Origin of the sequence: Pseudomonas sp. 10C3, assembly GCF_036346185.1 — a bacterium.
GTDB lineage: Bacteria > Pseudomonadota > Gammaproteobacteria > Pseudomonadales > Pseudomonadaceae > Aquipseudomonas.
Genome location: NZ_JASJVE010000010.1, coordinates 170816 through 196347, shown reverse-complemented (window position 1 = coordinate 196347; position 25532 = coordinate 170816). Strand labels below are relative to the sequence as shown.

At 60.6% G+C, this 25532-nt stretch carries 23 protein-coding genes and 1 pseudogene; 17 read left to right on the top strand and 7 right to left on the bottom strand.

Translation table 11 applies throughout. From position 1 onward, the window contains the following. Positions 1-248, top strand: a pseudogene (locus tag QN399_RS12120) (hypothetical protein); the annotation flags it as partial. Positions 249-344: 96 nt separating this feature from the next. Here the strand turns inward: QN399_RS12120 and QN399_RS12115 are convergent. The 7 genes from QN399_RS12115 to gshB all read right to left on the bottom strand — a co-directional run bounded on the left by QN399_RS12115 (position 345) and on the right by gshB (position 6308). Beyond that, the gene (locus QN399_RS12115; protein WP_330200983.1) at positions 345-1616 is read right to left on the bottom strand and encodes a dihydroorotase; all 1272 of its coding nucleotides are present in this window, start codon (positions 1614-1616) and stop codon (positions 345-347) included. Next, positions 1613-2617, bottom strand: a complete 1005-nt coding sequence (locus QN399_RS12110; RefSeq protein WP_330200982.1) for an aspartate carbamoyltransferase catalytic subunit — start codon at positions 2615-2617, stop codon at positions 1613-1615. The genes QN399_RS12115 and QN399_RS12110 overlap by 4 nt, the downstream gene beginning before the upstream one ends. A gap of 22 nt (positions 2618-2639) precedes the next feature. Further along, entirely contained in the window at positions 2640-3155 is a 516-nt protein-coding gene (gene pyrR, locus QN399_RS12105) for a bifunctional pyr operon transcriptional regulator/uracil phosphoribosyltransferase PyrR (RefSeq protein WP_322176866.1), read from the bottom strand. A gap of 94 nt (positions 3156-3249) precedes the next feature. Continuing rightward, positions 3250-3687 carry a Holliday junction resolvase RuvX gene (ruvX, locus tag QN399_RS12100; RefSeq protein ID WP_219063978.1) on the bottom strand — a complete coding sequence of 146 codons (438 nt, stop codon included), beginning with the start codon at positions 3685-3687 and terminating at the stop codon, positions 3250-3252. Next, positions 3687-4256, bottom strand: a complete 570-nt coding sequence (locus QN399_RS12095; protein ID WP_322176865.1) for a YqgE/AlgH family protein — start codon at positions 4254-4256, stop codon at positions 3687-3689. Before QN399_RS12095 ends, ruvX begins: the two co-directional genes overlap by 1 nt. 64 nt (positions 4257-4320) lie before the next feature. Beyond that, positions 4321-5220, bottom strand: coding sequence for an energy transducer TonB (locus tag QN399_RS12090; protein WP_322182920.1), 900 nt, complete (start codon positions 5218-5220; stop codon positions 4321-4323). Between the two features lie 134 nt (positions 5221-5354). Continuing rightward, on the bottom strand, positions 5355-6308 hold the full coding sequence (gene gshB, locus QN399_RS12085; RefSeq protein WP_322176864.1) for a glutathione synthase: 954 nt from the start codon (positions 6306-6308) through the stop codon (positions 5355-5357). 260 nt (positions 6309-6568) lie between these two features. On the opposite strand from gshB, the gene pilG reads away from it, so the two are divergent. From pilG to madM, 16 genes are all read left to right on the top strand, one after another. After that, positions 6569-6979, top strand: coding sequence for a twitching motility response regulator PilG (gene pilG / locus QN399_RS12080; RefSeq protein WP_219063982.1), 411 nt, complete (start codon positions 6569-6571; stop codon positions 6977-6979). 51 nt (positions 6980-7030) lie between these two features. Further along, entirely contained in the window at positions 7031-7396 is a 366-nt protein-coding gene (gene pilH / locus QN399_RS12075; RefSeq protein WP_322176863.1) for a twitching motility response regulator PilH, read from the top strand. Positions 7397-7408: 12 nt separating this feature from the next. Continuing rightward, positions 7409-7948 (top strand): chemotaxis protein CheW, encoded by a 540-nt coding sequence (locus QN399_RS12070; protein ID WP_322218430.1) that lies wholly within the window; start codon positions 7409-7411, stop codon positions 7946-7948. Positions 7949-8027: 79 nt separating this feature from the next. Next, a complete protein-coding gene (locus tag QN399_RS12065; protein ID WP_322176861.1) occupies positions 8028-10058 on the top strand; it encodes a methyl-accepting chemotaxis protein in 2031 nt (676 codons plus the stop codon). 49 nt (positions 10059-10107) lie between these two features. Next, positions 10108-16152: an Hpt domain-containing protein gene (locus tag QN399_RS12060; protein ID WP_330200981.1), complete on the top strand. Its 6045-nt coding sequence runs from the start codon at positions 10108-10110 to the stop codon at positions 16150-16152. Continuing rightward, positions 16145-16609, top strand: a complete 465-nt coding sequence (locus QN399_RS12055; RefSeq protein ID WP_330200980.1) for a chemotaxis protein CheW — start codon at positions 16145-16147, stop codon at positions 16607-16609. The genes QN399_RS12060 and QN399_RS12055 overlap by 8 nt, the downstream gene beginning before the upstream one ends. A 111-nt stretch (positions 16610-16720) precedes the next feature. Next, positions 16721-17869 carry a Fic family protein gene (locus QN399_RS12050; protein ID WP_323566394.1) on the top strand — a complete coding sequence of 383 codons (1149 nt, stop codon included), beginning with the start codon at positions 16721-16723 and terminating at the stop codon, positions 17867-17869. Between the two features lie 293 nt (positions 17870-18162). Beyond that, complete coding sequence (gene mdcA / locus QN399_RS12045; protein WP_330200979.1) at positions 18163-19839, top strand: malonate decarboxylase subunit alpha; 1677 nt, start codon at positions 18163-18165, stop codon at positions 19837-19839. Next, positions 19839-20714 carry a triphosphoribosyl-dephospho-CoA synthase gene (locus QN399_RS12040; protein ID WP_330200978.1) on the top strand — a complete coding sequence of 292 codons (876 nt, stop codon included), beginning with the start codon at positions 19839-19841 and terminating at the stop codon, positions 20712-20714. Before mdcA ends, QN399_RS12040 begins: the two co-directional genes overlap by 1 nt. Before the next feature lie 2 nt (positions 20715-20716). Beyond that, positions 20717-21016, top strand: a complete 300-nt coding sequence (locus QN399_RS12035; RefSeq protein WP_219063991.1) for a malonate decarboxylase subunit delta — start codon at positions 20717-20719, stop codon at positions 21014-21016. Then, positions 21009-21860 (top strand): biotin-independent malonate decarboxylase subunit beta, encoded by an 852-nt coding sequence (locus QN399_RS12030; RefSeq protein ID WP_330200977.1) that lies wholly within the window; start codon positions 21009-21011, stop codon positions 21858-21860. Before QN399_RS12035 ends, QN399_RS12030 begins: the two co-directional genes overlap by 8 nt. 14 nt (positions 21861-21874) lie before the next feature. Further along, positions 21875-22678, top strand: coding sequence for a biotin-independent malonate decarboxylase subunit gamma (gene mdcE / locus QN399_RS12025; protein WP_322278471.1), 804 nt, complete (start codon positions 21875-21877; stop codon positions 22676-22678). Then, complete coding sequence (locus QN399_RS12020) at positions 22679-23323, top strand: malonate decarboxylase holo-ACP synthase (protein WP_330200976.1); 645 nt, start codon at positions 22679-22681, stop codon at positions 23321-23323. Next, entirely contained in the window at positions 23320-24255 is a 936-nt protein-coding gene (mdcH, locus tag QN399_RS12015) for a malonate decarboxylase subunit epsilon (protein ID WP_322218420.1), read from the top strand. Before QN399_RS12020 ends, mdcH begins: the two co-directional genes overlap by 4 nt. A 64-nt stretch (positions 24256-24319) precedes the next feature. Further along, positions 24320-24736: a malonate transporter subunit MadL gene (gene madL, locus QN399_RS12010; protein ID WP_322176853.1), complete on the top strand. Its 417-nt coding sequence runs from the start codon at positions 24320-24322 to the stop codon at positions 24734-24736. A gap of 1 nt (position 24737) precedes the next feature. Next, a complete protein-coding gene (madM, locus tag QN399_RS12005) occupies positions 24738-25505 on the top strand; it encodes a malonate transporter subunit MadM (RefSeq protein WP_322176852.1) in 768 nt (255 codons plus the stop codon). Positions 25506-25532: the final 27 nt, after the last annotated feature.

Sequence of the window (25532 nt, the reverse complement as noted above, 5' to 3'; positions counted from 1 at the left end):
ATCTCGACAACATTCGGGCGTTCAGCAAAGACCCTGGCGATATGCTGAAAATGGTGAAGGCCTTGCCCACACCGCCGCCCCTCAGCGCAGAAACCGCGACCACGCCTGAGTTGCAAAAACTGCTCAAGGCCACGGAAGCGGCGAAGGCGTTGGCGAAGGTTAAGGACCTGCTCGACACGTTGCCCGATGAATCGAAGATGGGGTTGTTGGATCAGGTGAAGGGAGCGTTGGGTAGCGGGGTGAGTTGATGACTGCTTCGCAGCGGGACGCATAGTTGCAAGACTACGTGTCCCGCTGCGAAGCAGTTTAAGCGGTGCATCTGACGCACCTCGATCAAGACCCAATCAGCTGCTGTAGCTGATCTGTCCATCCACCAGGGTGTAGCGCACGGCCCCCGGCAGGCAGTGGCCAAGGAACGGGCAGTTTTCGCCTTTGGACAGCCATTTCTCGCCGACAACAGTAGAAGCCGTCGGGTCGAACAGCACCAGATCCGCTGGCGCACCGACACGCAATTGACCGGCAGGCAGGCGCAAGGCCGCCGCAGGGCCAGCGCTGAGGCGTGCCAGCAGGGTTGGCAGGTCGAGCAGGCCGTCTGCGACCAACGTCATCGCCAGCGGCAATAGCAGCTCAACGCTGCTGATGCCCGGCTCGGTCGCACCGAACGGGGCCAGCTTGGCGTCGCGTTCATGGGGTTGGTGATGGCTGGAGATGGCTTGAACCACCCCGGACTTCACGGCTTCACGCAGGCCATCGCGGTCGGCGCGGGTGCGTAGCGGCGGCTGGACGTGGTATAGGCTGGAGAAGTCGATCAGCGCTTCATCGGTGAGGATAAGCTGATACATCGCCACGTCGGCGGTTACCGGCAGCCCACGGGCCTGCGCCTGAGCGATCAGTTCCACACCGCGTGCACTGGTCAATTGGCTGAAGTGCGCACGCACGCCGCTTTGTTCCACCAGCAGCAGGTCCCGAGCCAAGGCCACGGTTTCGGCGGTCTCGGGAATGCCCGGCAAGCCGAGGAAGCTGGCAGTAGGGCCTTCATGGGCCAGACCCCCTTCAGCCAGATCGCGGTCCTGAGAATGGAAAATTACCGTCAGGTCGAAGGTCGCGGCGTATTCCAGTGCCCGACACAACGTCCGGGTATTGCGAAAACTGTCCAGACCATTACCGAAGGCGATGCAGCCCGCATCGCGCAAGGCAATCAGCTCGGCCAGTTGCTCGCCTTCCAGACCCTTGCTGAAGGCGCCGATGGGGAACACTTTGCAATTGCCGGCTTCGCGGGCGCGGTCGATGATCAGCTCGGCCACGGCGGAGGTGTCGAGCACGGGTTTAGTCCGTGGCGGGCAGCACAGGCTGGTGACGCCACCGGCTGCTGCAGCCCTGGTTTCGCTGGCGATGGAGCCTTTGCGGCTGTAACCCGGCTCGCGCAGGGCTACGTTGAGGTCGACCAGGCCGGGGGCGGCGACCAGGCCCTTGGCCTCGATCGTTTGGCTGGCAACGAAACCTGCTGGCGCCTCGCCGAAGGCGATAATTTTGCCGGCTTCCAGGTGCAAATCAATGACGTTGTCCAGACCGCTGGTGGGGTCGATTACGCGGGCGCCGAGGATGCTGAGCTTCACTGGGCGTTCTCCTGCTCGAATTGACGTTGTGCGGTTTGCCCGCTCATGGCCATGGACAGCACGGCCATGCGTACTGCGATGCCGTAGGTGACTTGGTTGAGGATTACCGAATGGGCGCCGTCGGCCACTGCCGACTCGATTTCGACGCCGCGGTTGATCGGGCCTGGGTGCATGACAATCACATCCGGTTTGGCGCCAGCCAGACGAGCGGTGGTCAAGCCGAACAGGCGATAGAACTCACCTTCGCTGGGCAACAGACCTCCCTGCATGCGTTCGCGCTGCAGGCGCAGCATGATCACCACGTCGACGTCTTTGAGGCCGGCAGCCAGGTCGGTGTAGACCTTGACCCCGTACTGCTCGACGCCCACGGGCAGCAAGGTTTTCGGCGCGACCACGCGGATGTCCGGGCAGCCGAGAGCTTTGAGCGCAATCATGTTCGAGCGCGCTACCCGCGAGTGCAGGATGTCGCCAACGATGGCCACGGAGAGGTTTTCGAAACCGCCTTTGTGCCTACGAATGGTGAGCATGTCGAGCATGCCCTGGGTCGGGTGCGCATGGCGGCCGTCGCCACCGTTGATGATCGCGACCTCCGGGCAGACATGTTCGGCGATGAAGTGCGCGGCGCCCGAGTCGCCATGACGCACGACGAACATGTCGGCGGCCATCGCTTCAAGGTTGCGCAGGGTGTCGAACAGCGTTTCGCCCTTGCTCGTGGACGAGGTCGAGACATTCAGGGTGATCACGTCGGCCGACAGCCGTTGGGCAGCCAGTTCGAATGTGGTGCGGGTGCGGGTCGAGTTCTCGAAGAACACGTTGCACACCGTCTTGCCGCGCAGCAGCGGGACTTTCTTTACCGCCCGGGCGCCGACTTCCAGAAAGGAATCGGCGGTGTCGAGAATTTCGGTGAGTAACTCGCGGGGCAAACCGTCGAGCGAGAGAAAGTGGCGCAGCTGGCCCTGATGATTGAGCTGCAGTGGGCGCTTGGCGTCGATAGGCGTCATCGCAAGGACTCTTTATTAGGGGCTAGAGGGCGGCGGCAGAGAGGTTCTGGTATTCAAGTGCGAGCGGCGCGGGGCCGAGCAATTTTACCCGCTCATCGGGCGCCAGCGACAGGGTGGCGCCGACCACGTCGGGGCTAATCGGCAGTTCCCCGGCGTTAAGATCGAGCAGGCAGACCAGGGTCACGCTGGCCGGACGGCCGTAATCGAACAGTTCGTTGAGCGCAGCGCGGATGGTCCGGCCGCTCATCAGCACGTCATCGATCAGTACCAAGTGCTGGCCTTCGATCTCGAACGGCAGGGCGGAGGGACGCACTTGCGGGTGCAGGCCGCTCTGGCTGAAATCGTCGCGGTAGAAGGACACGTCCAGTGTGCCCAACGGCGACTGGCTGCCCAGCGCTTCAAGCAACGCCTGTGCGACCCAGATGCCGCCCGTGCGAATGCCGATATAACGCGGTTCAGTGATGTTGCGCTGGCTCAGATAGGCCTTCAGATCAATGGCCATCTGGCTGATCAGTGCGGCGGGATTGGGCAGACTCATGGTTGCTCCTTCAGGGGCCTGAGCGTCTTTCACGCAGGTTGCTCAGGCTGAAAACTGGATGTCTATTCTTTCAATAAAGAGATCGATAAAGCGATCACGCGTCAAACAGGGCGCCGTTGGCATCCAGCCAGCCCTGTAACAACAGCGCGGCAGCAATGGCATCCACCGGGTTGTCGCGATAGCTGCCTTTCTGCCCGCCACGGGACAGACGCTCGCCCTTGGCTTCAAAGGTGGTCAGGCGCTCGTCGTGGGTATACACCGGCAGGTTGTAGCGGCCGTTGAGTCGACGCGAGAATTTTTCAGCACGGGCGCTCATGTCGCTCGGCGTGCCGTCCATGTTTAGCGGCAGGCCGACGACAATGGCGTCGGGCTTCCATTCTCGGATCAATGCTTCGACCTTGTCCCAGTCCGGGATACCGTTCTGCGCTTTCAAGATGCACAGCTCGCGGGCCTGGCCGGTAATCACCTGACCAACGGCAACGCCGATCTGTTTGGTGCCGTAATCGAAGCCCAGCAAAAGACGTAAAGCCATCAGGCGTGGCCCGCCTGACTGGTCAGCAAGCTGAGATTGACGCCCAGGCCGGCCGCCGCCGCGTGGAGGCGATGCTCACTCGGGATATCGAACAGGATGGCCGGATCGAACGGGCAGGTCAGCCAGATGTTGGCGGCCAGCTCGGCGTCCAGTTGCCCGGCTTCCCAGCCCGCATACCCGAGGGTGATTACATGTTGATCCGGGCCGTAGCCGTCAGCGATAGAGAACAGCACATCCTGAGACGTCGACAGCGCGAGGCCGCCGAGTTCGACCGTTGCCTGAAACTGCGGTCCGCTCGGGTGCAGGACAAAGCCGCGATCGGTTTGCACTGGGCCACCGGTATGAATCGGGATGTGCTGGCAGCGCAATGGCGGTTCGGTTTCCGGGCGCAGTTGCTCAAGAATGTCCGCCAGCGTCAGGCCCTGTGGACGGTTGATCACCAGGCCCATGGCGCCATTTGCGTTGTGCTCGACGATGTAGGTCAAGGTGTGCGCAAAGTTCGGATCGGCCATGTGCGGCATGGCAATCAGGAAGTGATGCTTGAGGTAGCTTGCGGGGACGTTTTTCATGAGCCCTAGTGTGGCGCTGCCCGACGGGCCTGACAACTGGCTAATGTGATAGGTGTTCAGGTCTTCAGTTGCTGGACAGCTTATCGCCACGGGCGAAACGCCAGGTGCGAATGATCTCCAGTCGGTCGATGTCAGCCAGATCGCCGGTGAACGGCGCAAAAGGCGCCGCCAATCGCACAATACGTTGCGCAGCTTGATCGAGCAGCGGCTGACCGGACGACTCCAGCACTAATATTTCGAACAGGGAGCCATCGCGGTTGATCGACACCATCATCCGCAAATTACCGTACACCTGGTTGCGCCGCGCTTCTTCCGGATAGTTGAGATTGCCTATCCGTTCGATTTTTTTACGCCAGTCTTCTTTATACCAGGCGCCTTTGTCGCGCATGGTCGACGCAGCGCTGAGGCGATGGATCTTAGGGCGCTTGGCGTACAGCTGTTGTTCGTTGGAGAGCTCGGCTTCCAGGCTGGAAATTTCGCTGGTCAGCTGCGAGCTGTCAAAGGTCGGCGCGGCCTTGACGGCGGGTTCTTGCTTGATCTCTTCGCGCTTGGTCACGGTTTTCTGGGTTTTCTGCGCGGTGGTCGCGACCGCCGTTTTCGGTGCTACCTGCTTTTCCACCGGCTTGGCGGCAGGGGGTGGCGTCACCTTGTTGATCTTGGTGTCCTGAAATGGCGCCAGCTCGGTAGTCTTGGGGATCGCCTTCTTGTCCAGCGTGCCACTGCCCTGCTGATTATCCTGGGCGAGAAAATCGGCTTTTTTCGGCGGGGCTTCGCTTTTGAAGGTGGCGAGGGTGATTTCCAGGGTTTTGCTGATGTCTGGCGGTTTGACGTAAGCGAAGCCCACACCGAGGATCAGTGCTACGTGGATCAGCGCTGCAATCATCAGGGTAAACCCAAGCCGATCAGCCGGGCGCACGCCAGCACGGGCGAGTTCAGGGGGCAGATCGTCGGCCAAAGCGTTCATCATCAGTCCAACATTTTCACAAGCCGCGCATGATAGCGCACTGTCGCAAATACTGCGGTGTGCGCTGGTCTGGAGCAGGCCGGATCGGCCTCATTCCTGTGCAACCCGCACGGGGATCAGGCCGGGGATAGCGTTTACCTGGCCTTGAGCTTCTTCTCGATGGCATCCATCAGCATGGACGCAATGTTGGTGCCGAAGGCATTGTCGATTTCACGAATGCACGTCGGGCTGGTGACGTTGATTTCGGTGAGGTGCTCGCCGATGATGTCGATGCCTACGAACAGGAGGCCTCTTTCACGCAGTGTCGGGCCGACTTCGGCCGCGATCCAGCGGTCATGCGGGGTCAAGGGGCGGGCTTCGCCACGACCACCGGCAGCCAGGTTGCCACGGGTTTCGCCAGCGGCCGGGATGCGTGCGAGGCAGTAAGGCACGGGCTCGCCGTCAATCATCAGGATGCGTTTGTCGCCGTCCTTGATCGCTGGCAGGTAGCCTTGGGCCATAATCTGCTGCGTGCCATTGGCCGTCAGGATTTCGAGGGTCACCGACAGGTTTGGATCGCCCTCGCGGTGGCGGAAGATGGATGTGCCGCCCATGCCGTCCAGCGGTTTGAGAATCACATCGCCATGCAGTTCGGCGAATTCGCGCAAGATGTCCATACGGCGGCTGACCAGGGTCGGCGGCGTGCATTGCGGGAACAGCGTGGCAAATAGCTTCTCGTTGCAGTCACGTAGGCTCTGTGGGCGGTTGACCACCAGCACGCCGGCGCGTTCGGCCTGTTCGAGCAGGTACGTGGAGTACACGAACTCCATGTTGAACGGCGGATCCTTACGCATCAGGATCACGTCGAGGTCGTCCAGGCCGCTGTCGATTTCGGCTCCCAGTTCGAACCAGTGCTCGGGGTCGGCGAAGACTTTCAGTGGTTTCATTCGGGCGCGTGCCTGGCCGGCGTTTTGGTACAAATCGTGCTGTTCCATATAGAACAGCGACCAACCGCGATCCTGGGCGGCAAGGAGCATGGCCAGCGAGCTGTCCTTTTTATAGGAGATGTCCTCGATGGGGTCCATGACAATCCCTAGGCGAACGCTCATGGGCAATATCCTCTGTCGGTAAGGGCCGCTTGGGCCTGAAAATAGGCGTCAGGGTGGCGCCGTGCATGCGCTGGGTCAAGAGGCAAGCGCGTAGCGTCGGGCTTTATGGATTGCGTCTGGAGAGTGTGCTAAAAAGGCTCGGCACTTGGCCTTGGGCCCCGTTAATTAAGGGGCTGGGGGCTCATGGTAGCTCCATGTCAGCCTGAAGACGCCGGGCACAACGCAGCAAATCGACTCGCCGCGGCGATGGTAGAGCAAACATGGAACAGCATTCCACAGCTTTGAAAGTGATGATCATCGACGATTCGAAGACGATTCGCCGCACCGCAGAGACGTTATTGAAGAACGTCGGTTGCGAAGTCATCACCGCGATAGACGGGTTCGATGCGCTGGCGAAGATCGCCGACAATCACCCGCGAATCATTTTCGTCGACATCATGATGCCGCGCCTGGATGGCTATCAGACCTGTGCACTGATCAAGAATAACCGGGCATTCAAGTCAACGCCGGTGATCATGCTGTCCTCCAGGGATGGCCTGTTCGACAAGGCCAAGGGCCGGATAGTCGGCTCAGACCAGTTTCTGACCAAGCCTTTCAGCAAGGAAGAACTACTGAACGCGATCAAGGCCCATGTGCCGGAGTTCGTTGCAGTAGAACAACAAGTATCTTGATGCCCTGTGGCCCTGGCGGGTCGAGAGCATCCATTGCGTATGGGGAATACCATGGCTCGAATTCTGATCGTTGATGATTCGCCGACTGAAATGTACAAGTTGACCGGCATGCTGGAAAAGCACGGTCATCACGTCTTGAAAGCCGAAAACGGCGCTGATGGCGTTGCCCTGGCCCGTCAGGAAAAACCCGACGCGGTGCTCATGGATATCGTGATGCCCGGTCTCAATGGTTTCCAGGCCACGCGCCAGCTGACTAAAGACGCTGACACCAACATGATTCCGGTGATCATCATCACGACCAAGGATCAGGAAACCGATAAAGTCTGGGGCAAGCGCCAGGGCGCGCGTGATTACCTGACCAAGCCGGTGGACGAAGAAACCCTGATGAAAACCCTGAATGCGGTATTGGCCGGCTGACGGTCCGCACTCATGGCTGAGTCGCAAACCGCCTTCCAGTTGCTCCTTGAAATCGATCAGCGCTGTCGCTCTCTCGCGGCCGGTCTGCCTTTGCAGGAGACGCGACTGCAAGACTGGAGCGGGATCGGTTTTCGCATGGGCGAGCAGTGTTACGTGGCGCCCATGGGGGAGATCAGCGAGATCCTGCATGAGCCGCGTTACTCCGTATTGCCTGGGGTAAAGCCTTGGGTCAAGGGTGTGGCCAACCTGCGGGGGCGGTTGCTGCCGATCATGGATTTGTGTGCGTTTTTTGATCATGAGTTGTCGCCTGTGCGCAAGCAGCGGCGGGTGCTGGTGGTCGACTATCAAGATGTGTTCGCCGGGCTGATGGTCGATGAAGTATTGGGTGTGCAGCATTTCAATCAACGCAGCCTGATGCCTGAGCCACTTGTGGCGTTCGAAGCGGGGGTCGCGCCGTTCATTCAGGGGCAGTTCTTACGTGAACAGGCCTGGTTGGTCTTCAGCCCGCATGCGCTGGCGCAATCACCGGGCTTCATGGATGTCGCGCTGTAACGTTTTTCGGCGGGCCTCGACGGGCCCTTTTTTATTTCCGGGATGAATAGATGTTGCTGGCCAGGCGGGGCCCTGAATAATGAGCAAGACAGGTAGGTCATTGGAGGGTGAGCGCAGTCGGTCGCAGATCGCCGCGCTGTTTGTCGCCCTGATCATTTTTATCATGTTGCTGTTCGCTAACTTCGCCTACCTCAACACGCAGTCGAATTACGATAAACAGTACATCGGCCACGCAGGCGAGCTGCGCGTGTTGTCTCAGCGAATCGCCAAAAACGCCTCCGAAGCCGCCGCGGGCAAGGCGCCTGCGTTCAAGCTGTTGGCCGACGCACGCAACGATTTTGATCTGCGCTGGGGTTTCCTGAAAAAAGGTGACAAGGCCACGGGGTTGCCGTCGGCGCCGTCAGCCGTGAGTCAGGAAATGCAGGCCGTGCAGAAGGACTGGGAGAGTCTGCGCAAGAGCACCGACGTGATTGTCGCCAGTGAACAGACCGTTCTGTCCCTGCATCAAGTGGCGGCAACCCTGGCCGAAACCATTCCGCAGTTGCAGGTCGAGTACGAAAAAGTCGTCGACAGCCTTCTGCAAAATCATGCGCCGGCCAGTCAGGTGGCGGTGGCGCAGCGTCAGTCGCTGTTGGCTGAGCGAATTCTCGGTTCGGTCAACACTGTACTGTCCGGGGATGACACCGCGGTGCAGGCCGCCGATGCGTTCGGTCGCGACGCAAGCCTGTTTGGCCGGGTGCTCAATGGCATGATTGAAGGCAATCCGGTGATGAATATCACCCAGGTCCAGGACCACGATTCCCGTGTGCGCCTGACCGAAATTGCCGAGCTGTTCCAGTTCGTTTCAGGCTCCGTGGATGAAATTCTCGAAACTTCGCCCGAGCTGCTTCAAGTGCGTGAATCGGCCAGCACTATCTTCACCACCTCGCAAACCCTGCTCGATGAAGCGTCGGTGCTGGCCGATCATTTTGAGCACCTGGCCAGTGGGCGTTCGATGCACAGCATCGGCGGCTACCTGCTGGGCCTGCTGGCCTTGATGTCGATCATTTTGATCGGCATCGTGATGGTGCGCGAAACCAACCGGCAGTTGCGCGAAACCGCCGAGAAGAACGAGCGCAATCAGCACGCGATCATGCGTCTGCTCGATGAGATCGAAAACCTCGCCGACGGTGATCTGAGAGTCGCCGCGTCCGTGACCGAAGACTTCACCGGGGCAATTGCCGACTCGATCAATTACTCCATCGACCAGTTGCGCGACCTGGTGGCCACGATCAACCTGACTGCGGAGCAAGTCGCGTCAGCGGTTGCAGATACTCAGACCACGGCCATGCAGTTGGCGGCGGCGTCCGAGCATCAGGCGTTGCAGATTGCGGCTGCCTCGACCGCGATCAATAACATGGCGATTTCCATCGATGAGGTCTCGGCCAATGCGTCGGAGTCGTCGGCGGTGGCGGAGCGTTCGGTGGCCATTGCCAATAAAGGTAACGAGGTGGTGCATAACACCATCAACGGTATGGACAACATCCGTGAGCAGATTCAGGACACCTCCAAGCGGATCAAACGTTTGGGCGAGTCTTCCCAGGAAATCGGCGATATTGTCAGCTTGATCGATGATATTGCCGATCAGACCAACATTCTGGCCCTCAATGCGGCGATACAAGCCTCGATGGCCGGGGATGCCGGACGTGGCTTTGCGGTGGTTGCCGACGAAGTGCAACGGCTGGCAGAGCGCTCTTCGTCGGCCACCAAGCAGATTGAGACCCTGGTTCGGGCCATTCAGAACGACACCAACGAGGCGGTCATCTCCATGGAGCAGACGACCAGCGAAGTGGTGCGCGGCGCCCGACTGGCGCACGATGCCGGGGTGGCACTGGAGGAAATCGAGGGTGTTTCGAAAACCCTCGCGGCGTTGATTCAGAGCATCACCAACGCTGCGCAGCAGCAGGCGTCCTCTGCGGGGCAGATTTCCCGGACCATGAGCGTGATTCACCAGACCACGACACAAACGACGTCTGGCACCACGGCCACGGCGGAAAGTATCGGCAACCTGGCGAAAATGGCCAGCGAGATGCGGCGTTCGGTGTCTGGTTTTACCTTGCCACCGTCGTAAGGCCCTGGTTGAACACCCGGGTAAATAATAGGTAATGACTGGAGTTGTTATGGCTGATCGGCACGACTACGTGGCCCTCGAATGGGTCAAGGGCGAAATTGCCGAAACGCTCAAACAGGCCCGCCAAGCCCTCGAAGCGTTTGTCGCACACCCACAGGACCCGGCCTCAATGGTTGAGTGCCTGAGCTGTGTGCACCAGGTGCATGGCAGCCTGCAAATGATCGAATTCTATGGCGCGGCGCTGCTCGCCGAAGAAATCGAGCAACTGGCGCTGGCGTTGCAGCAACGTCGCGTGGCGCAACAGGCCGAAGCCGTGTATTTGCTGACGCAGGCTATGGTGCAGATGCCGGTTTACCTCGACCGCATCCATACCGCCAGACGCGATTTGCCGCTTGTGGTGCTGCCGCTGCTGAATGATTTGCGCAGCGCCCGAGGCGAGAGCTTGCTGTCGGAAACCAGTCTGTTTGCCCCGCAACTGCTCTGTGTTCCCGAACTCGACGCGCAGGCATTGGCCAAGCTAGACAGCCCTGACTTGGCGGCGCTGCTGCGCAAGTGGCGGCAAATGCTCCAAGCGGCGTTGGTTGGTTTACTGCGTGAGCAGGAGGTGCAGACCAACCTCGGTCACATGGCCAAAGTGTTTAGCCGCCTTGAGGCATTGTGCAAAGACGCGCCGCTCGGTCTGTTGTGGCAGATTGCGTCGGCGCTGGTCGCAACCATGGCTGACGGCCAGTTCACCAATAGCCCGGCGTTGCGCGGTCTGCTCAAAGAGTCTGACAAGGAACTCAAGCGCTTGCTCGAGCAGGGTATCAGCGCAATCAATCAGCCGGCGCCAGATGAGTTGCTCAAGAGCCTGTTGTTTTACATCGCCAAATCCGACAGCCAGGCGCCACCTATGTTGCTGCTCAAAGATCAATACGGCCTCGCCGAGTCCCTGCCCGATACCGCGCTGGTCGACGAAGAGCGTGCGCGGCTGGCGGGCCCGGATCGCGATGCGATGCGCTCGGTGGTGGTCGCGCTATGCGAGGAGCTGGTCAGGGTCAAAGATCGCCTGGACGTCTTCGTGCGCAGCGACCGCAAGCACGTTGGTGAACTCAACAGCCTGCTGCCGCCGCTGCAACAGGTCGCGGATACCTTGGCCGTCCTTGGCTTCGGTCAGCCACGTAAAGTCATCATCGATCAATTGGCGGTTGTTCAGGGTTTGGCCCAGGGCCAACGTGAAGCCGATGACTCTGCGTTGATGGATGTCGCTGGCGCACTCTTGTACGTCGAAGCGACCCTGGCCGGGATGGTCGGCACCGTGGAGCAGACGCACCGTGAAAACAGCCGCTTGCCAACGACAGACCTGACCCAGATCCATCAGTTGGTGATCAAGGAGGCGCGTATCGGGCTGCAGCAGGCCAAGGACATGATCATCGATTATATCGACGGCCCTTGGGATCGGCATCGGCTCGAGCCTTTGCCCGCGCTGCTGGTGCAGGTACGCGGGGCACTGGCGATGATTCCGCTGGCGCGAGCAGCCAGCCTGCTCGCGGTTTGCAACGAATACATCCAGGAGCATTTGCTGGAGGACAACACGCCACCAACCTGGGGTCAGCTCGATGGTCTGGCAGACGCCCTCACCAGTATTGAGTATTACCTGGAGCGTTTGGGCCAGGATCATGAAGCGCCGGGTGAGCAAGTGCTCGACCGGGCTCAGTCCAGTCTGGAGGGACTCGGGTATTCGCCGATACCGGACGCCGTTGTCGAGGTGCCGCTGCTCGATGAGGTGATCAGTCAGGACGAGTTGCTTGAGTTGCAGGCCCGTCAGGAACTGGTCAGCCCGACGCAGACCATCGCCCAAGTGCTTGCCAGCCCGGTTTCGGCCGTTAATCCGCCGGCCCTCTATGTGCCAACCAGCCTGTTGCCGCCGCCCGCCGATGAAGAGCGGGTGGACGACGAGTTGCTTGAGGTGTTTCTCGAAGAGACCGATGAGGTGTTGGTGGCGCTGCACGAGCACTTGCCACAATGGTTCGATGACCCTCGTGATACCGCCGCGCTGACCGAAGTCCGCCGGGCATTTCATACCCTAAAAGGCAGCGGGCGGATGGTCCGTGCGTTGATCCTCGGCGAGTTGGCCTGGTCCGCGGAGAACCTGCTCAACCGGATCATGGAGAACAGCGTCAAACCCGATCAGCGCGTTCGGCGTTTACTGGCTGACGTGCTGGCCTTATTGCCTGAGGTTATTCGCGAATTCGCCGACAATGCCCAGCATCAGCGTGATGATGTCGACCTGTTGGCTGCATGTGCCCACGCGCTGGCCAAGGGCGAAGAGGTGCTCATCGCTGCGGTCATGGCTCATACCGTCAATGCCAACGATGAGGCGTTGGACCCGCATCTGCTGGAGATTTTCCGTCAGGAAGCGCGAAGCCATCTCGACACGCTCAATCGCTTTCTCGACAGCGCCACCGAAGCGGTGTCACCGCCCATCAGCGACGACCTGCAGCGCGCCCTGCACACGCTCAAAGGCAGCGCTTACATGGCGGGCGTGCTGCCCATAGCCGAGTTGGCCAGACCCCTGGATCAGTTGATCCTCGAGTTTAAATCCAATCTGATTCCGCTGAGGCAGGCAGAAATTCAGCTACTGAAGGCCGCCGAACCCTTGTTTCGACAGGGCCTGCTCCAGCTCGACAGTGACCCGCTGGCTACCATCGTGGGCGCAGCGGCGCTGATCGACGAGGCGCATTCGCTGCTGGACATCCGCCTGGCGGCTGCCCTTAGCGCACCGAGCAACGGCCTGCGCATCAAGCGCAATCCGCAATTGATCGCGACCTTTCTGGCCGAGGGCATGGACATTCTGCTCGATGCCGAAAGCCTGTTGCAGCGCTGGCAGCAGCATCCCGGCGAGCGCCAGGAATTAAGCGCTCTGCTCGACGAGTTGACCACCTTGGGTCATGGGGCGCACATGGCCGATCTGCCGCAGGTGGATGAGCTGTGTGAGGCACTGCTGGACCTGTATGGCGCGGTTGAAGAAAGCAGCCTGGCGGTCAGCGAGCGCTTCTTTCATGAGGTTGAAAGGGCGCACGAAGCCCTGATCGACATGCTTGACCAAGTGGCGGCAGGCCAAGAGGTGGATGCCAGCCCGGAGCGCATTCGGGCCTTGCGCGAATTGCTCGATCAAGCCCTCGACCCTGGCGCCATGGGCCTGATCAAAAGCGACGGTAGCCGCTCGCTGAGCATCACCGAACTGAATGCAGCGACCGAGCAACTCGCGATTGAACAGTCGGTTGAACACGCTATTCAGTCCGCAGTGCAGGAGCCCGGAGAGACCGATGCACCGCTAAGCGGCCTCGATGACGAGATCGTGGAAATCTTCCTCGAAGAGGCGGTGGATATTCTCGACAGCGCCGGGCAGGCATTGCACCGTTGGTTGTCCGATCCTGACAACCCGTTGCCGCTGTCCTCGCTGCAACGCGATTTGCACACCCTCAAGGGCGGCGCGCGCATGGCTGAAATCGGCCCCGTGGGCGATCTGGGTCATGAGCTGGAATCCCTATACGAAGGCTTGATCGACCGCCGCTACTGTCACTCGTCCGCATTGGCTGACTTGCTGCTGCAAAGCCACGACCTTCTGGCGATCCTGCTGGAGCAATTGCAAGACCATCAGCCGCTCAGCAGTCCGGCTGAGTTGATTGAATATATCCGTGATTTTCGCCAGGGCACTGGCCAAGGTTCACGCCCTGACGTCGAGCCGAAACCCGTCAGATCAGCGGTCGATATCCTCGAAGAGCGCGACCCTGAATTGCTGGAGATCTTCCTTGAGGAAGGCTTCGACATTGTCGAAAGCTCCGGCGGCGCCTTGGCCCGCTGGCAGGACGAGCCGCAAAACACGGTTGAGGTGGAAAACCTGCTGCGTGATCTGCACACCCTCAAGGGCGGCGCACGGATGGTGGAAATCGCCCCGATTGGCGACCTGGCCCATGAACTTGAATTTCTCTATGAAGGCCTGTCAGCCGGGTTGTTGCACAGTAATCCACTGCTGATCAGCCTGTTGCAAAGCGGGCACGACCTGTTGGCTGGCATGCTTGACGCCGTGCGTGCGCGGCATCCGCTGCCCAGCGCCACGTTGTTGATCGAGAGCATCCATCGTTTCAGCAGCCCAAACGGCTTGGGGTCGCTCACCGCCAAAGCGACACTGGACGATGCGCCGCGCGAGGCTGCACCCTCCAGCGCGGTGGCAGTGTCTTCGACGGCCGAAGCCGAGGCTGAGCGCACCCCACCGGAAATGGTCAAGGTGGCGGCCGAACAGCTGGAAAGCCTGGTCAATCTGGCGGGTGAAACGTCGATCTTCCGGGAGCGTATCGAACAGCAAGTCAGCGATGCCCATGTCACTTTGGTTGAGATGGAAACCACCATCGAGCGCATGCGCGACCAGTTGCGGCGTCTGGACATAGAAACCCAGGGGCGAATTCTCAGCCGCGAGCAGGTGCAAGCCGAGCGATTGGGCTATGAAGAATTCGATCCGCTGGAGATGGACCGTCATTCGCAGTTGCAGCAACTTTCGCGGGCCTTGTTCGAGTCTGCATCCGACCTGCTCGACCTTAAAGAAACCCTCGACACCCGAAATCACGACGCGCAAGCGCTGTTGTCACAACAGGCGCGGGTCAATACGGAGTTGCAGGAAAGCCTGATGCGCACGCGCATGGTGCCGTTCGAACGCCTGCTCCCACGGTTGCGGCGGATCGTGCGTCAGGTCTCCGGCGAGCTGGATAAACAGGTTCGCTTCGACGTGGGTGACGCAGAAGGTGAAATGGACCGTAGCGTGCTGGAACGCATGGTCGCGCCGCTGGAGCATATGCTGCGTAATGCCATCGATCACGGTCTGGAAAGTGCCGAAGAACGCCGAGCCGTAGGCAAGCCGCAAGAGGGGCGGATCAGCCTGAGCATGGTTCACGAAGGCGGCGATATCGTCATCGAGATGCGTGACGATGGCGGCGGTATTGATCTCGGGGCCGTGCGCCGCAAAGCCATAAAGCGTGGTTTGATGGAAGCGGATGCCGAACTGAGTGATTACGAGTTGCTCCAGTTTATCCTCCAGGCCGGGTTTTCCACGGCCGAAAAAGTCACCCAGATCTCCGGTCGCGGCGTGGGCATGGACGTGGTGCACGCCGAGGTCAAACAGCTTGGCGGCTCAATGGTCATCGACTCGACGCCGGGGCAGGGCACGTGCTTTCAAATCCGTTTACCGTTCACCGTGTCGGTCAACCGGGCGTTGATGGTGCAGTGCGGGGAAGAGCAATACGCGGTGCCGCTCAATACGGTCGAAGGCATCGTGCGGGTGATGCCTGGCGAGCTGGAAACCTGTTACCTGTCCGATCCACCACGCTACCACTTCGCCGAGCGAAGCTACGAGCTGCGCTACCTCGGCGAGCTGTTGAACAATGGCCTGCCCCCCAAACTGCTCGGCCAGACCCAGCCGTTGCCCGTGCTGTTGGTGCATGTGCACGACCATTGGGTGGCCGTGCAGGTGGATGCGCTGGCGGGCTCGCGGGAAATCGTGGTGAAAAGCCTCGGTGCGCAATTCGCCGGGGTGCAGGGCATTTCCGGCGCGACCATTCTTGGCGATGGGCGCGTGGTGTTCATTCTCGATCTGCCAGCGCATATCCGCGCCTTGTATGGTCGTCTGCAAGCGCAGCATGCCGCGGGCCAAAGAGCACCGAAGTTCATTGAGGTCACACAAGCCCGTCCGTTGTTGGTGATGGTGGTGGACGACTCGGTGACGGTGCGCAAGGTCACCAGCCGTCTGCTTGAGCGCAACGGCATGAGTGTGCTGACGGCCAAAGACGGAATCGATGCCATGGCGCTGTTGCAGGAACACACCCCCGACATTCTGCTGCTGGACATCGAAATGCCGCGCATGGACGGCTTCGAAGTCGCCAGCAAAATTCGCAATGACGACCGGCTCAAAGACCTGCCGATCATCATGATCACGTCCCGCTCCGGACAAAAACACCGCGACCACGCCATGGCTGTTGGTGTTAACGACTACCTGAGCAAGCCGTATCAGGAGTCAGTATTGCTGGAAAGCATCGCCCAATGGAGTCCGGTACATGTCTAGCGCAACCCCCAGCCAACTGACCACCCTGACGGGGTTGCTGCTGCCCTTGGGCGACCGCAACCTGCTGGTGCCCAACGTCGCCGTGGCTGAGCTGATCGACTATCAGGACAGCAACGCCGAGCCCGATGCGCCCATCTGGTACCTGGGACCGATTTACTGGCGTAACCGCACCTTGTCGCTGCTCAGCTTCGAAGCCACCTGCGGCAGCCGGACCCGCGTCGGCGGCCGGGCCCGTATTGTCGTTCTCAACGCCCTGGGTGGCCGCGCCGACCTTGAGTTCATTGCGCTGCTGACCCAGGGCATTCCTCGCTCCTGCAAACTCGACAGCCAACTCAGCTACGTCGACGTGCCCTTGGCCGAACTGGAACTGGCGGCGGTGCAAGTCGGCGACACCGTCGCGAAAATCCCGGACCTGGTGGGCCTGGAGGAATTGTTGGTGGCGGCGGGGTTGGTTTAGACGGTGTGGGCGTGCCTGCGATATAGACGATGAGCCGAATAAATCGCACAATCGGCTCACCTAATGAGCCGAATAACGCTTTTATTCGGCTCACACGTTTCAGGACGACCCATGAACGAACCCACCGACTGGATATGGCAGCAATCCGACTGGCCGCATTTCACGTGGCGGGCTGATCGACTCGCGCCGTTGTTACGGGGGTGCTCGCAGGCTCAGGGGCGGTTGCTGGGAATGATCGGTGCGGCAGGGGTAGATGCCAGCGCGCAGACCGAACTGGATACGCTGCTGCAGAACATCATTACCTCATCGGCCATTGAGGGTGAGCAGCTGAATGCAGGATCTGTGCGCTCTTCTCTGGCGCGTCGCCTGGGGTTAACGGGGGATCAGCGTGTCAGTCAACGCAGCGAGGGTTTGGCTGAGCTGATGCTTGATGCCACCCGGCAACACCTGTCGCCCTTGACCCTTGAGCGGTTGTTGCACTGGCATACGTTGCTCTTTCCTGCGGAAGAAACGGTGCTGATGCGTGGTATCCGCGTCGGCACCTTGCGCGGCGAAGAGGCGATGCAAGTGGTGTCTGGAAGGCTGGATCGGCCTACCGTGCACTTTGAGGCGCCACCGCGAGCAGGGCTGGACGTACAGCTCACTCGTTTCCTTGCGTGGTTCAACAGTAGTCGTACAGACGCCAGTCTCGACCCGTTGTTGCGAGCGGGCATCGCGCATTTCTGGTTCGTGACGGTGCACCCGTTTGACGATGGCAATGGTCGTCTGACGCGCGCAATCACCGACCTTGCTTTGGCTCAAGGCGAAGATCAGTCCATTCGCTTTTATGCGATGTCGGCAAGCATCCTCAGTGCGCGTCAATCCTATTACAGCATTCTCGAAGCCAGTCAGAAGGCTACGCTGGATATCACGCCATGGCTGGAGTGGTTTCTGCACACGTTGCTGCATACGCTGGAGCAGGCCATAAAGCGCATTGACCGAGTCCTGGCCAAGGCGCGCTATTGGCAGCAGTACCGCGAGCACGGCCTCTCTGCCGAGCAAATTAAAGTGCTCAACCGTTTACTCGACGGGGATGTGTTGGTTGATAAACCTGGCGCAGGTTTCGACGCGGGTATTAGCGCTGCGCAGTACCAGGCCGTTGCGAAAGTGAGTAAAGCCACCGCCACCCGGCATCTCCGTGATCTGTTGGACAAAGGCTGTCTGGAGAAACTCCCAGGCGGCGGGCGCAGCACTCGGTATCAGATCAACTGGGCGGTTTGATTTACAGGGTCCATGTAGGAGATTCCGCCCTGTCTTCGACGCCGCGCTGTCGCGCAGCAAACTGTAGGAGCGCGCTTGCCCGCGAAAAGGCCGGCACGGCCTTCCGGCGGCGGTGAATTCACTACTTTTTCCAACGCTTCGCGCTGGATCGCAGACAAGTCAGCTCCTACAGAGGATCAGCGTCTGGCTGAAATCATTACTCCAGCCGTAATGATTTCATCCCTTGCTTGATTGATGCGCTTCACCATTCCCTCATAAGGTGGCTCACGACAGCGAAAACGCGTGGAGTGAGCATGACAACAATAAATACACCCGATCCGCGCTGGTCGCGTCGGCGCAGCGAAAAGCAGCGGCGACTCGAGCAGGTGCGGTCTCTCGCCGATGGCGTGGTATTGCCGACCGAGAATATCGTCGCCGCGCTGGAAGCCTTGTTGGCCCCCGGCGACCGTGTGGTGCTTGAAGGCAACAACCAGAAGCAGGCAGATTTTCTTTCCCGTTCCCTGGCCAAGGTCGATCCGGCCAAGCTGCACGATCTGCACATGATCATGCCCAGCGTCGGCCGGTCCGAGCATTTGGATCTGTTTGAACGCGGGATCGCCCGCAAGCTGGACTTTTCCTTCGCCGGCACGCAAAGCCTGCGCATCAGCCAGTTGCTGGAAGATGGCTTGTTGGAAATCGGCGCCATCCATACCTACATCGAATTGTACTCACGGCTGGTGGTCGATCTGATCCCCAACGTGGTGTTGGCGGCCGGCTTCATGGCGGATCGTGCCGGTAACATCTACACCGGCCCCAGCACTGAAGACACGCCGGCACTGGTCGAACCGGCGGCGTTCAGCGATGGCATCGTGATCTTCCAGGTCAATCAGTTGGTGGATGATGTCAGCGACCTGCCTCGGGTCGATATTCCAGCGTCCTGGGTCGACTTCGTGGTGGTGGCGGATCAGCCGTTTTACATAGAGCCGCTGTTCACCCGTGACCCGCGCCACATCAAGCCTGTGCACGTGTTGATGGCGATGATGGCGATTCGCGGCATTTATGAAAAACACAATGTGCAGTCGCTGAACCACGGCATCGGTTTCAATACGGCCGCCATTGAGCTGATTTTGCCCACCTACGGCGAGTCTCTGGGCCTGAAAGGTAAAATCTGCCGCAACTGGACCCTCAACCCGCACCCAGCGCTGATTCCAGCCATCGAAAGTGGCTGGGTCGAAAGCATTCATTGCTTCGGCACTGAGTTGGGCATGGAAAATTACATCGCTGCGCGACCGGACGTGTTCTTCACCGGCCGTGACGGCTCGCTGCGCTCCAACCGGATGATTTGCCAATTGGCCGGTCAGTACGCGGTTGATCTGTTTATCGGCGCAACGTTGCAGGTGGATGGCGATGGCCATTCCTCGACCGTGACCCGTGGGCGCCTGGCCGGTTTCGGCGGCGCACCGAACATGGGCCATGACCCGCACGGCCGTCGTCATGCGACCCCGGCCTGGCTGGACATGCGCCAGCAGACCGGTGACGGTCCGGCCGCCTACCTTGAGCGCGGCAAGAAGCTGGTGGTGCAGATGGTCGAGACCTTCCAGGAAGGCGGTAAACCGACGTTCGTCGAAACCCTGGACGCGATCGATGTGGCGAAGAAGAGCGGTATGCCACTGGCGCCGATCATGATTTACGGCGATGACGTGACCCACTTGCTCACCGAAGAAGGCATCGCCTATCTGTACAAGGCGCGGACTCTGGAAGAGCGTCAGGCGATGATCGCTGCGGTCGCAGGCGTGACGGCCATCGGCATGCGTCACAACCCTAAAGATACAGCGCGCATGCGCCGCGAAGGCTTGATCGCCTTACCTGAAGATTTGGGCATCCGCCGCACCGACGCCAGCCGCGAATTGCTGGCCGCGAAAAGCGTCGCCGATCTGGTCGAGTGGTCCGGCGGCCTGTACAACCCGCCCGCCCAATTCAGGAGCTGGTGATGCGCGCACTCAACCTGCAACCTGTCGTTGTTTCGTTGGCCGACCGTTTGGCTGACCTGGCCGTGGATGCGCTGATCGATGAAGCAGACCTGTCGCCGAAACCGGCGTTGGTCGACCGTCGCGGTAGCGGCGCGCATCAGGATCTGCACCTGGGCTTGATGCACGCTTCTGCGCTGTCGTTGTGGCCAGCGTTCAAGCACATGGCCGAAGCCGCCCTTGAGTTTGGCGTCGTTGGCCAGCCACTGCGCGAGGCCGTGGGCCGGATCGGTCGCGAAGGTGAAGTGGCGATGCTCAACACCACCGGTGGCGTGAACACCCATCGTGGGGCTATTTGGGCTTTGGGTCTGTTGGTGACGGCGGTGGCCCTGGAGCCTGGCCATTGCACGGCGGCGGGCATGAGCCTGCGGGCAGCGAAACTGGCATTGATCGATGACCGCCATTCGCCGTTGCAGAACAGCCACGGTGCCAGAGTCGCCCAGCGTTATGGCGCACGCGGCGCTCGGGAGCAGGCGCAGCTGGGCTTTCCAGCCGTGATCCAACATGGCCTGCCGCAGTTGCAACGCAGCCGCGCGGCCGGGCACGGCGAACAGAGCGCTCGACTCGATGCGCTGCTGGCGATCATGACCACCCTGGCCGACACCTGTGTGCTGTACCGCGCTGGCCAGCCGGGACTTGAAGCCATGCAACTCGGCGCGCAACGGGTCCTGGATGCTGGCGGCAGCGCCAGCCTCGGCGGTCGGCGTTGCCTGCATGAACTGGATCAACAGCTGTTGAGCCTGAACGCATCGCCGGGTGGCGCTGCGGACCTGCTCGCCGCGTGCCTGTTTATCGATAGCCTTGAGCCTGGGCTCGGCGATCAATCGAGGATTTTTTGATCATGGAAACCCTGTCTTTTGAATTCCCTGCCGGGCAGCCGCCCCTGAGGCGTGCGTTGGTGGGTTGTGTCGGTTCGGGTGATCTGGAAGCCCTGCTTGAGCCGGGTCAGCCGGGCAAGCTATCGATACAGGTGGTGACATCGGTCAACGGCAGTGCCGCCCGTTGGCAGCACTTGTTCGAGCGCATGTTCGACGGGCAATTGCCGCCCGCGCTGGCCATCGATATTCATGATTTCGGCGCGACGCCGGGTGTGGTGCGGTTGCGTCTGGAGCAAGGTTTCGAGGAGATCGGTCATGACTGACAACGCGCGTTTATTGCGTCAGCACAGCTTCGTCGAACTCAATGCTCGCCAACGTGCCCGCGCCATACTGGATGCCGGGAGCTTCCGTGAGTTGCTCGACCCTTTCGCCCGGATGATGTCGCCTTGGCTGGCCAAGCAAGGCGTTGTGCCGCAGGCCGATGATGGCGTGGTGATCGCCAAAGGTTCTATCAGTGGTTTGCCGGTGGTCATCGCCGCCATTGAAGGCGCGTTTCAGGGCGGTAGCCTCGGCGAAGTCGGCGGGGCGAAGATTGCGGGTGCGCTGGAACTGGCCGCTGAAGATAACCGTAACGGCATTCCAACCGCCGCCGTGTTGCTCCTGGAAACCGGCGGTGTGCGCCTGCAAGAGGCCAATCTTGGGCTGGCGGCGATTGCTGATATCCACGCGGCGATTGTCGATTTGCGCCAGTACCAGCCGGTGATTGGTGTGATTGCCGGGAGCGTTGGCTGCTTCGGCGGGATGTCCATCGCTGCCGGTCTATGCAGCTATATATTGGTGACTCGCGAGGCCCGTCTGGGTTTGAACGGACCACAGGTGATTGAGCAGGAAGCAGGCATCGAAGAGTACGACTCGCGCAACCGACCTTTCATCTGGAGCCTGACCGGGGGTGAGCAGCGCTTCGCCAGCGGCTTGGCAGATGGCTTCTCGATTGATGATGTGACGAGCATTCAGCGTCAGGTCGATACCTGGCTCAAGCAGGGCTTGCCTGAACAGCAACGCAGCGGTCAATACGCACTGTTTCTGCAGCGCCTGGCGCAGCTGGATACAGCACCCCAAATCGATCCACAGACGGTGCGCACCCTTTATCAAGGAGAACGGCCATGAGCGAGTACGTAACCATGAGCGAGTATTCGCAACGCGGGTTGCACTGGTTTTTGGCGTTGAGTGGCGGGGCGACTGAAGTTGTGGGTTTGCCTGCATCGCTCAAGGTGGCCGACGGCATGCTGGGCGATCAGCCGGTACGTTTTCTGGCGGTGGTCGCTGACCCTGAAAACCGTTTCCCTCGGGCGCGCAACGGCGAAGTCGGGCTGCTTGAAGGGTGGGGATTGGCCAAGGCGGTGGATGACGCGATAACGCTGGATCAGCGCAGTGAGCACAAGCGCGCCTTGATCGTCATTGTCGATGTGCCGAGCCAGGCGTACGGTCGGCGCGAAGAAGCGCTGGGCATTCATCAAGCCCTCGCCGGTGCGGTGGACAGCTATGCGCGCGCGCGTCTGGCCGGGCATCCGGTGATTGCTTTACTGGTGGGCAAGGCCATGTCCGGTGCCTTTCTGGCTCATGGTTATCAGGCCAACCGTCTGATTGCCCTGCGTGACCCGGGCGTCATGGTGCATGCCATGGGCAAGGCTTCAGCCGCCCGGGTCACCTTGCGCACCGTTGAGGAGCTGGAAAAACTGGCCGCCAGCGTGCCGCCAATGGCCTACGACATCGACAGTTACGCGACCCTCGGGTTGCTGTGGGAAAGTCTGTCCGTCAGCCAGATTGAGCAACCGACGGCGCAAGACATTGATCATGTTCAGGCGTGCCTGACACTGGCGATCAAGGATGTGCAAGCGACCGGCACGGACCTGGCCAGCCGCCTGGGTGCGAGCAACCGTGCGGCGTCTGCCAAGGTGCGTGAATTACTCCGGGCGCAGTGGTAAATGAACGCCTCCGTTGCTGTGCTGCCCCACGACTTGCTCTGGGGGTTACCTGTGCACGCGCTGGCTGACGATGCGCCGAGCTGGGTCGCCGAGGCGTTGAGCCTTGGCCATCCGGTGGTGGTGCGTCGCGCGGTGTGCGCAGCGGATAAGATCGCGGTCGGTGTTCGTGGTCAGCAGCGCGAACAGCGCTACGCCACGCTGATCAAGTGCGCAGATGTCCAGCGCCAGGTGCAGCCGGAGCAACTCATTCATGTGGAGAGTCAAGAGGGTCGCGACTGGCCTGCGCTACGAGCACTGGCGCAGGTTCGGCCGCTGATGGAAGACCTGGGGTTAGTGTGGGGCGTCAGCGGCAGTGCCGGTTTTGAACTGGCCAGCGGGTTGGCTGCGCTGCATCGTGACAGCGACCTTGATTTGATTCTGCGCACACCACAGTTCTTCAGCCGCGAGCAGGCGGCCGAGCTGGTCCGCGTATTGGATGCGACGATGACGCGAACGGGCTGCCGGATCGATCTGCAATTACAAGTCCCTGGCGGCGGTATGGCCTTGCGCGAGTGGGCTGGCCCAGCGCGCAAAGTCCTGCTTAAAACTTCTGAGGGCGCGTGTCTGCTCAGCGATCCTTGGCGATTGATTGAGCACGCCGCATGAGCAGCCTTATGGTGTTTCCCGGCCAGGGCGCGCAACAGCCGCACATGCTGCATCGTTTGCCGGACGAAACGTTGGTCCGCGATTGCCTGCGCCAGGCCAGCGACGAACTGGGTGAAGAGGTACTGGCACTCGATTCGGTCGAAGCCCTGGCCGATAGCCGCGCCGTGCAGTTGTGTTTGTTGATTGCGGGTGTGGCGTGTGCCCGCGTGCTGATCGAGCGCGCAAGCCCCCCCGATTACGTAGCAGGCTTGTCCATCGGCGCTTATCCAGCGGCGGTGATTGCCGGTTCGCTGGCGTTTGGCGATGCCGTGCGTCTGGTGGCCCTGCGCGGTGAGCTGATGCAGGGCGCTTACCCTCATGGTTACGGCATGACTGCAATCATGGGGCTGGATCAACCTGCTGTCGAAGCGTTGATCGGGCAGGTTCACGGCCCGGACACGCCGGTTTATCTTGCCAATATCAATGCGGATAACCAGTTGGTGATCGCGGGCAGCGATGGCGCGATGGCAGAGGTCGCCGAGCGAGCAAAAAAAATCGGTGCTTCGGCGGTCAAGCGCCTGGCGGTCAGTGTGCCATCTCATTGCGCCTTGTTGGAGCAACCCGCTGTAACGTTGGCGGAGGCTTTTGCCAAAGTGTCTGTTCAGGCCCCGACCTTGCGCTATCTCAGCGGCAGTACTGCGCGGTTGGTGCTGACCGCCGATAAATTACGCGACGACCTGGCGTTCAACATGTGCCGGGTGATTGATTGGCGCAGCACCGTGCAAACCGCGTATGAGCGCGGCGTGCGTCTACAGATCGAGTTACCGCCAGGCACCGTGTTGACGTGCCTGGCCAGAAAAGTGTTCGAACAAGGAGCGGCAGTCGCCTTTCAAGGGGCTCGCCTGGATACGCTGAGTGCGCTGCTGCGAGAGGAGGAAACCCGCAACCCCTAGACCGTACGCCAGCTGCGAAGGATAAAAACAACAACTTCGGCAACGCAATGTGAGGATAAAAATAATGATTATTTACGGTGTGGCCTTACTGGCTATCTGCACCCTGGCAGGCGTCATTCTCGGCGATATGCTCGGCATGCTGCTGGGCGTTAAATCCAATGTGGGCGGGGTTGGCATTGCCATGATCCTGTTGATCTGCGCCCGTCTGTGGATGCACAACCGCGGCGGTATGACCAAGGAATGCGACTTGGGCGTGGGTTTCTGGGGTGCCATGTACATTCCTGTCGTGGTCGCCATGGCCGCGCAACAGAACGTGGTCGCAGCCTTGCACGGTGGACCGGTTGCGGTATTGGCGGCCATTGGCTCGGTGGTGGTTTGTGCTTGTGCCATTGCGCTGATCAGTCGAACTCATAAGGGCGAACCTTTGCCGGACGAAGAGCCGACGCTTATTCCCGGTGTGACGTCGGTAGGGGGGCGTTGATATGTGGGCGCTCATGGAAAAAGGTTTGGCAAATAACGGCCTGGTCACTGCGTTCGCCTTTATCGGCGTGGTGATGTGGATTTCGGTGGTGATCTCAAGAAGACTGACGTTCGGGCGCATTCACGGCTCGGCCATTGCCATCGTTATCGGGCTGGTACTGGCGTGGGTCGGCGGTACCATGACGGGCGGACAAAAAGGCTTGGCGGACCTCACGCTGTTTTCGGGCATCGGCTTGATGGGCGGTGCCATGTTGCGTGACTTCGCCATTGTCGCTACAGCGTTCGAAGTGCAAGCCAGTGAGGCGCGCAAGGCCGGATTGATAGGGGTCGTTGCCTTGCTATTGGGCACCACACTGCCGTTCATTGTTGGCGCGAGCATCGCCTGGATGTTCGGTTATCGTGATGCGGTCAGCATGACCACCATCGGCGCAGGTGCGGTGACTTACATCGTCGGGCCGGTAACCGGCGCAGCGATTGGCGCGAGTTCGGATGTGGTGGCGCTGTCCATCGCGACAGGCTTGATCAAAGCGATTTTTGTGATGGTCGGCACACCGATGGCTGCACGCTGGATGGGCCTGGATAACCCGCGCTCGGCGATGGTGTTCGGTGGCTTGGCCGGCACGGTCAGCGGCGTGACCGCAGGCCTGGCGGCGACGGACCGTCGGCTGGTGCCTTACGGCGCCCTGACCGCGACCTTCCACACCGGGTTGGGCTGCCTGTTGGGGCCGTCGGTGTTGTACTTCATCGTGCGCGGGATTATGGGGGCGTAACAACGCCATTCGCAGCGGGACGCATAG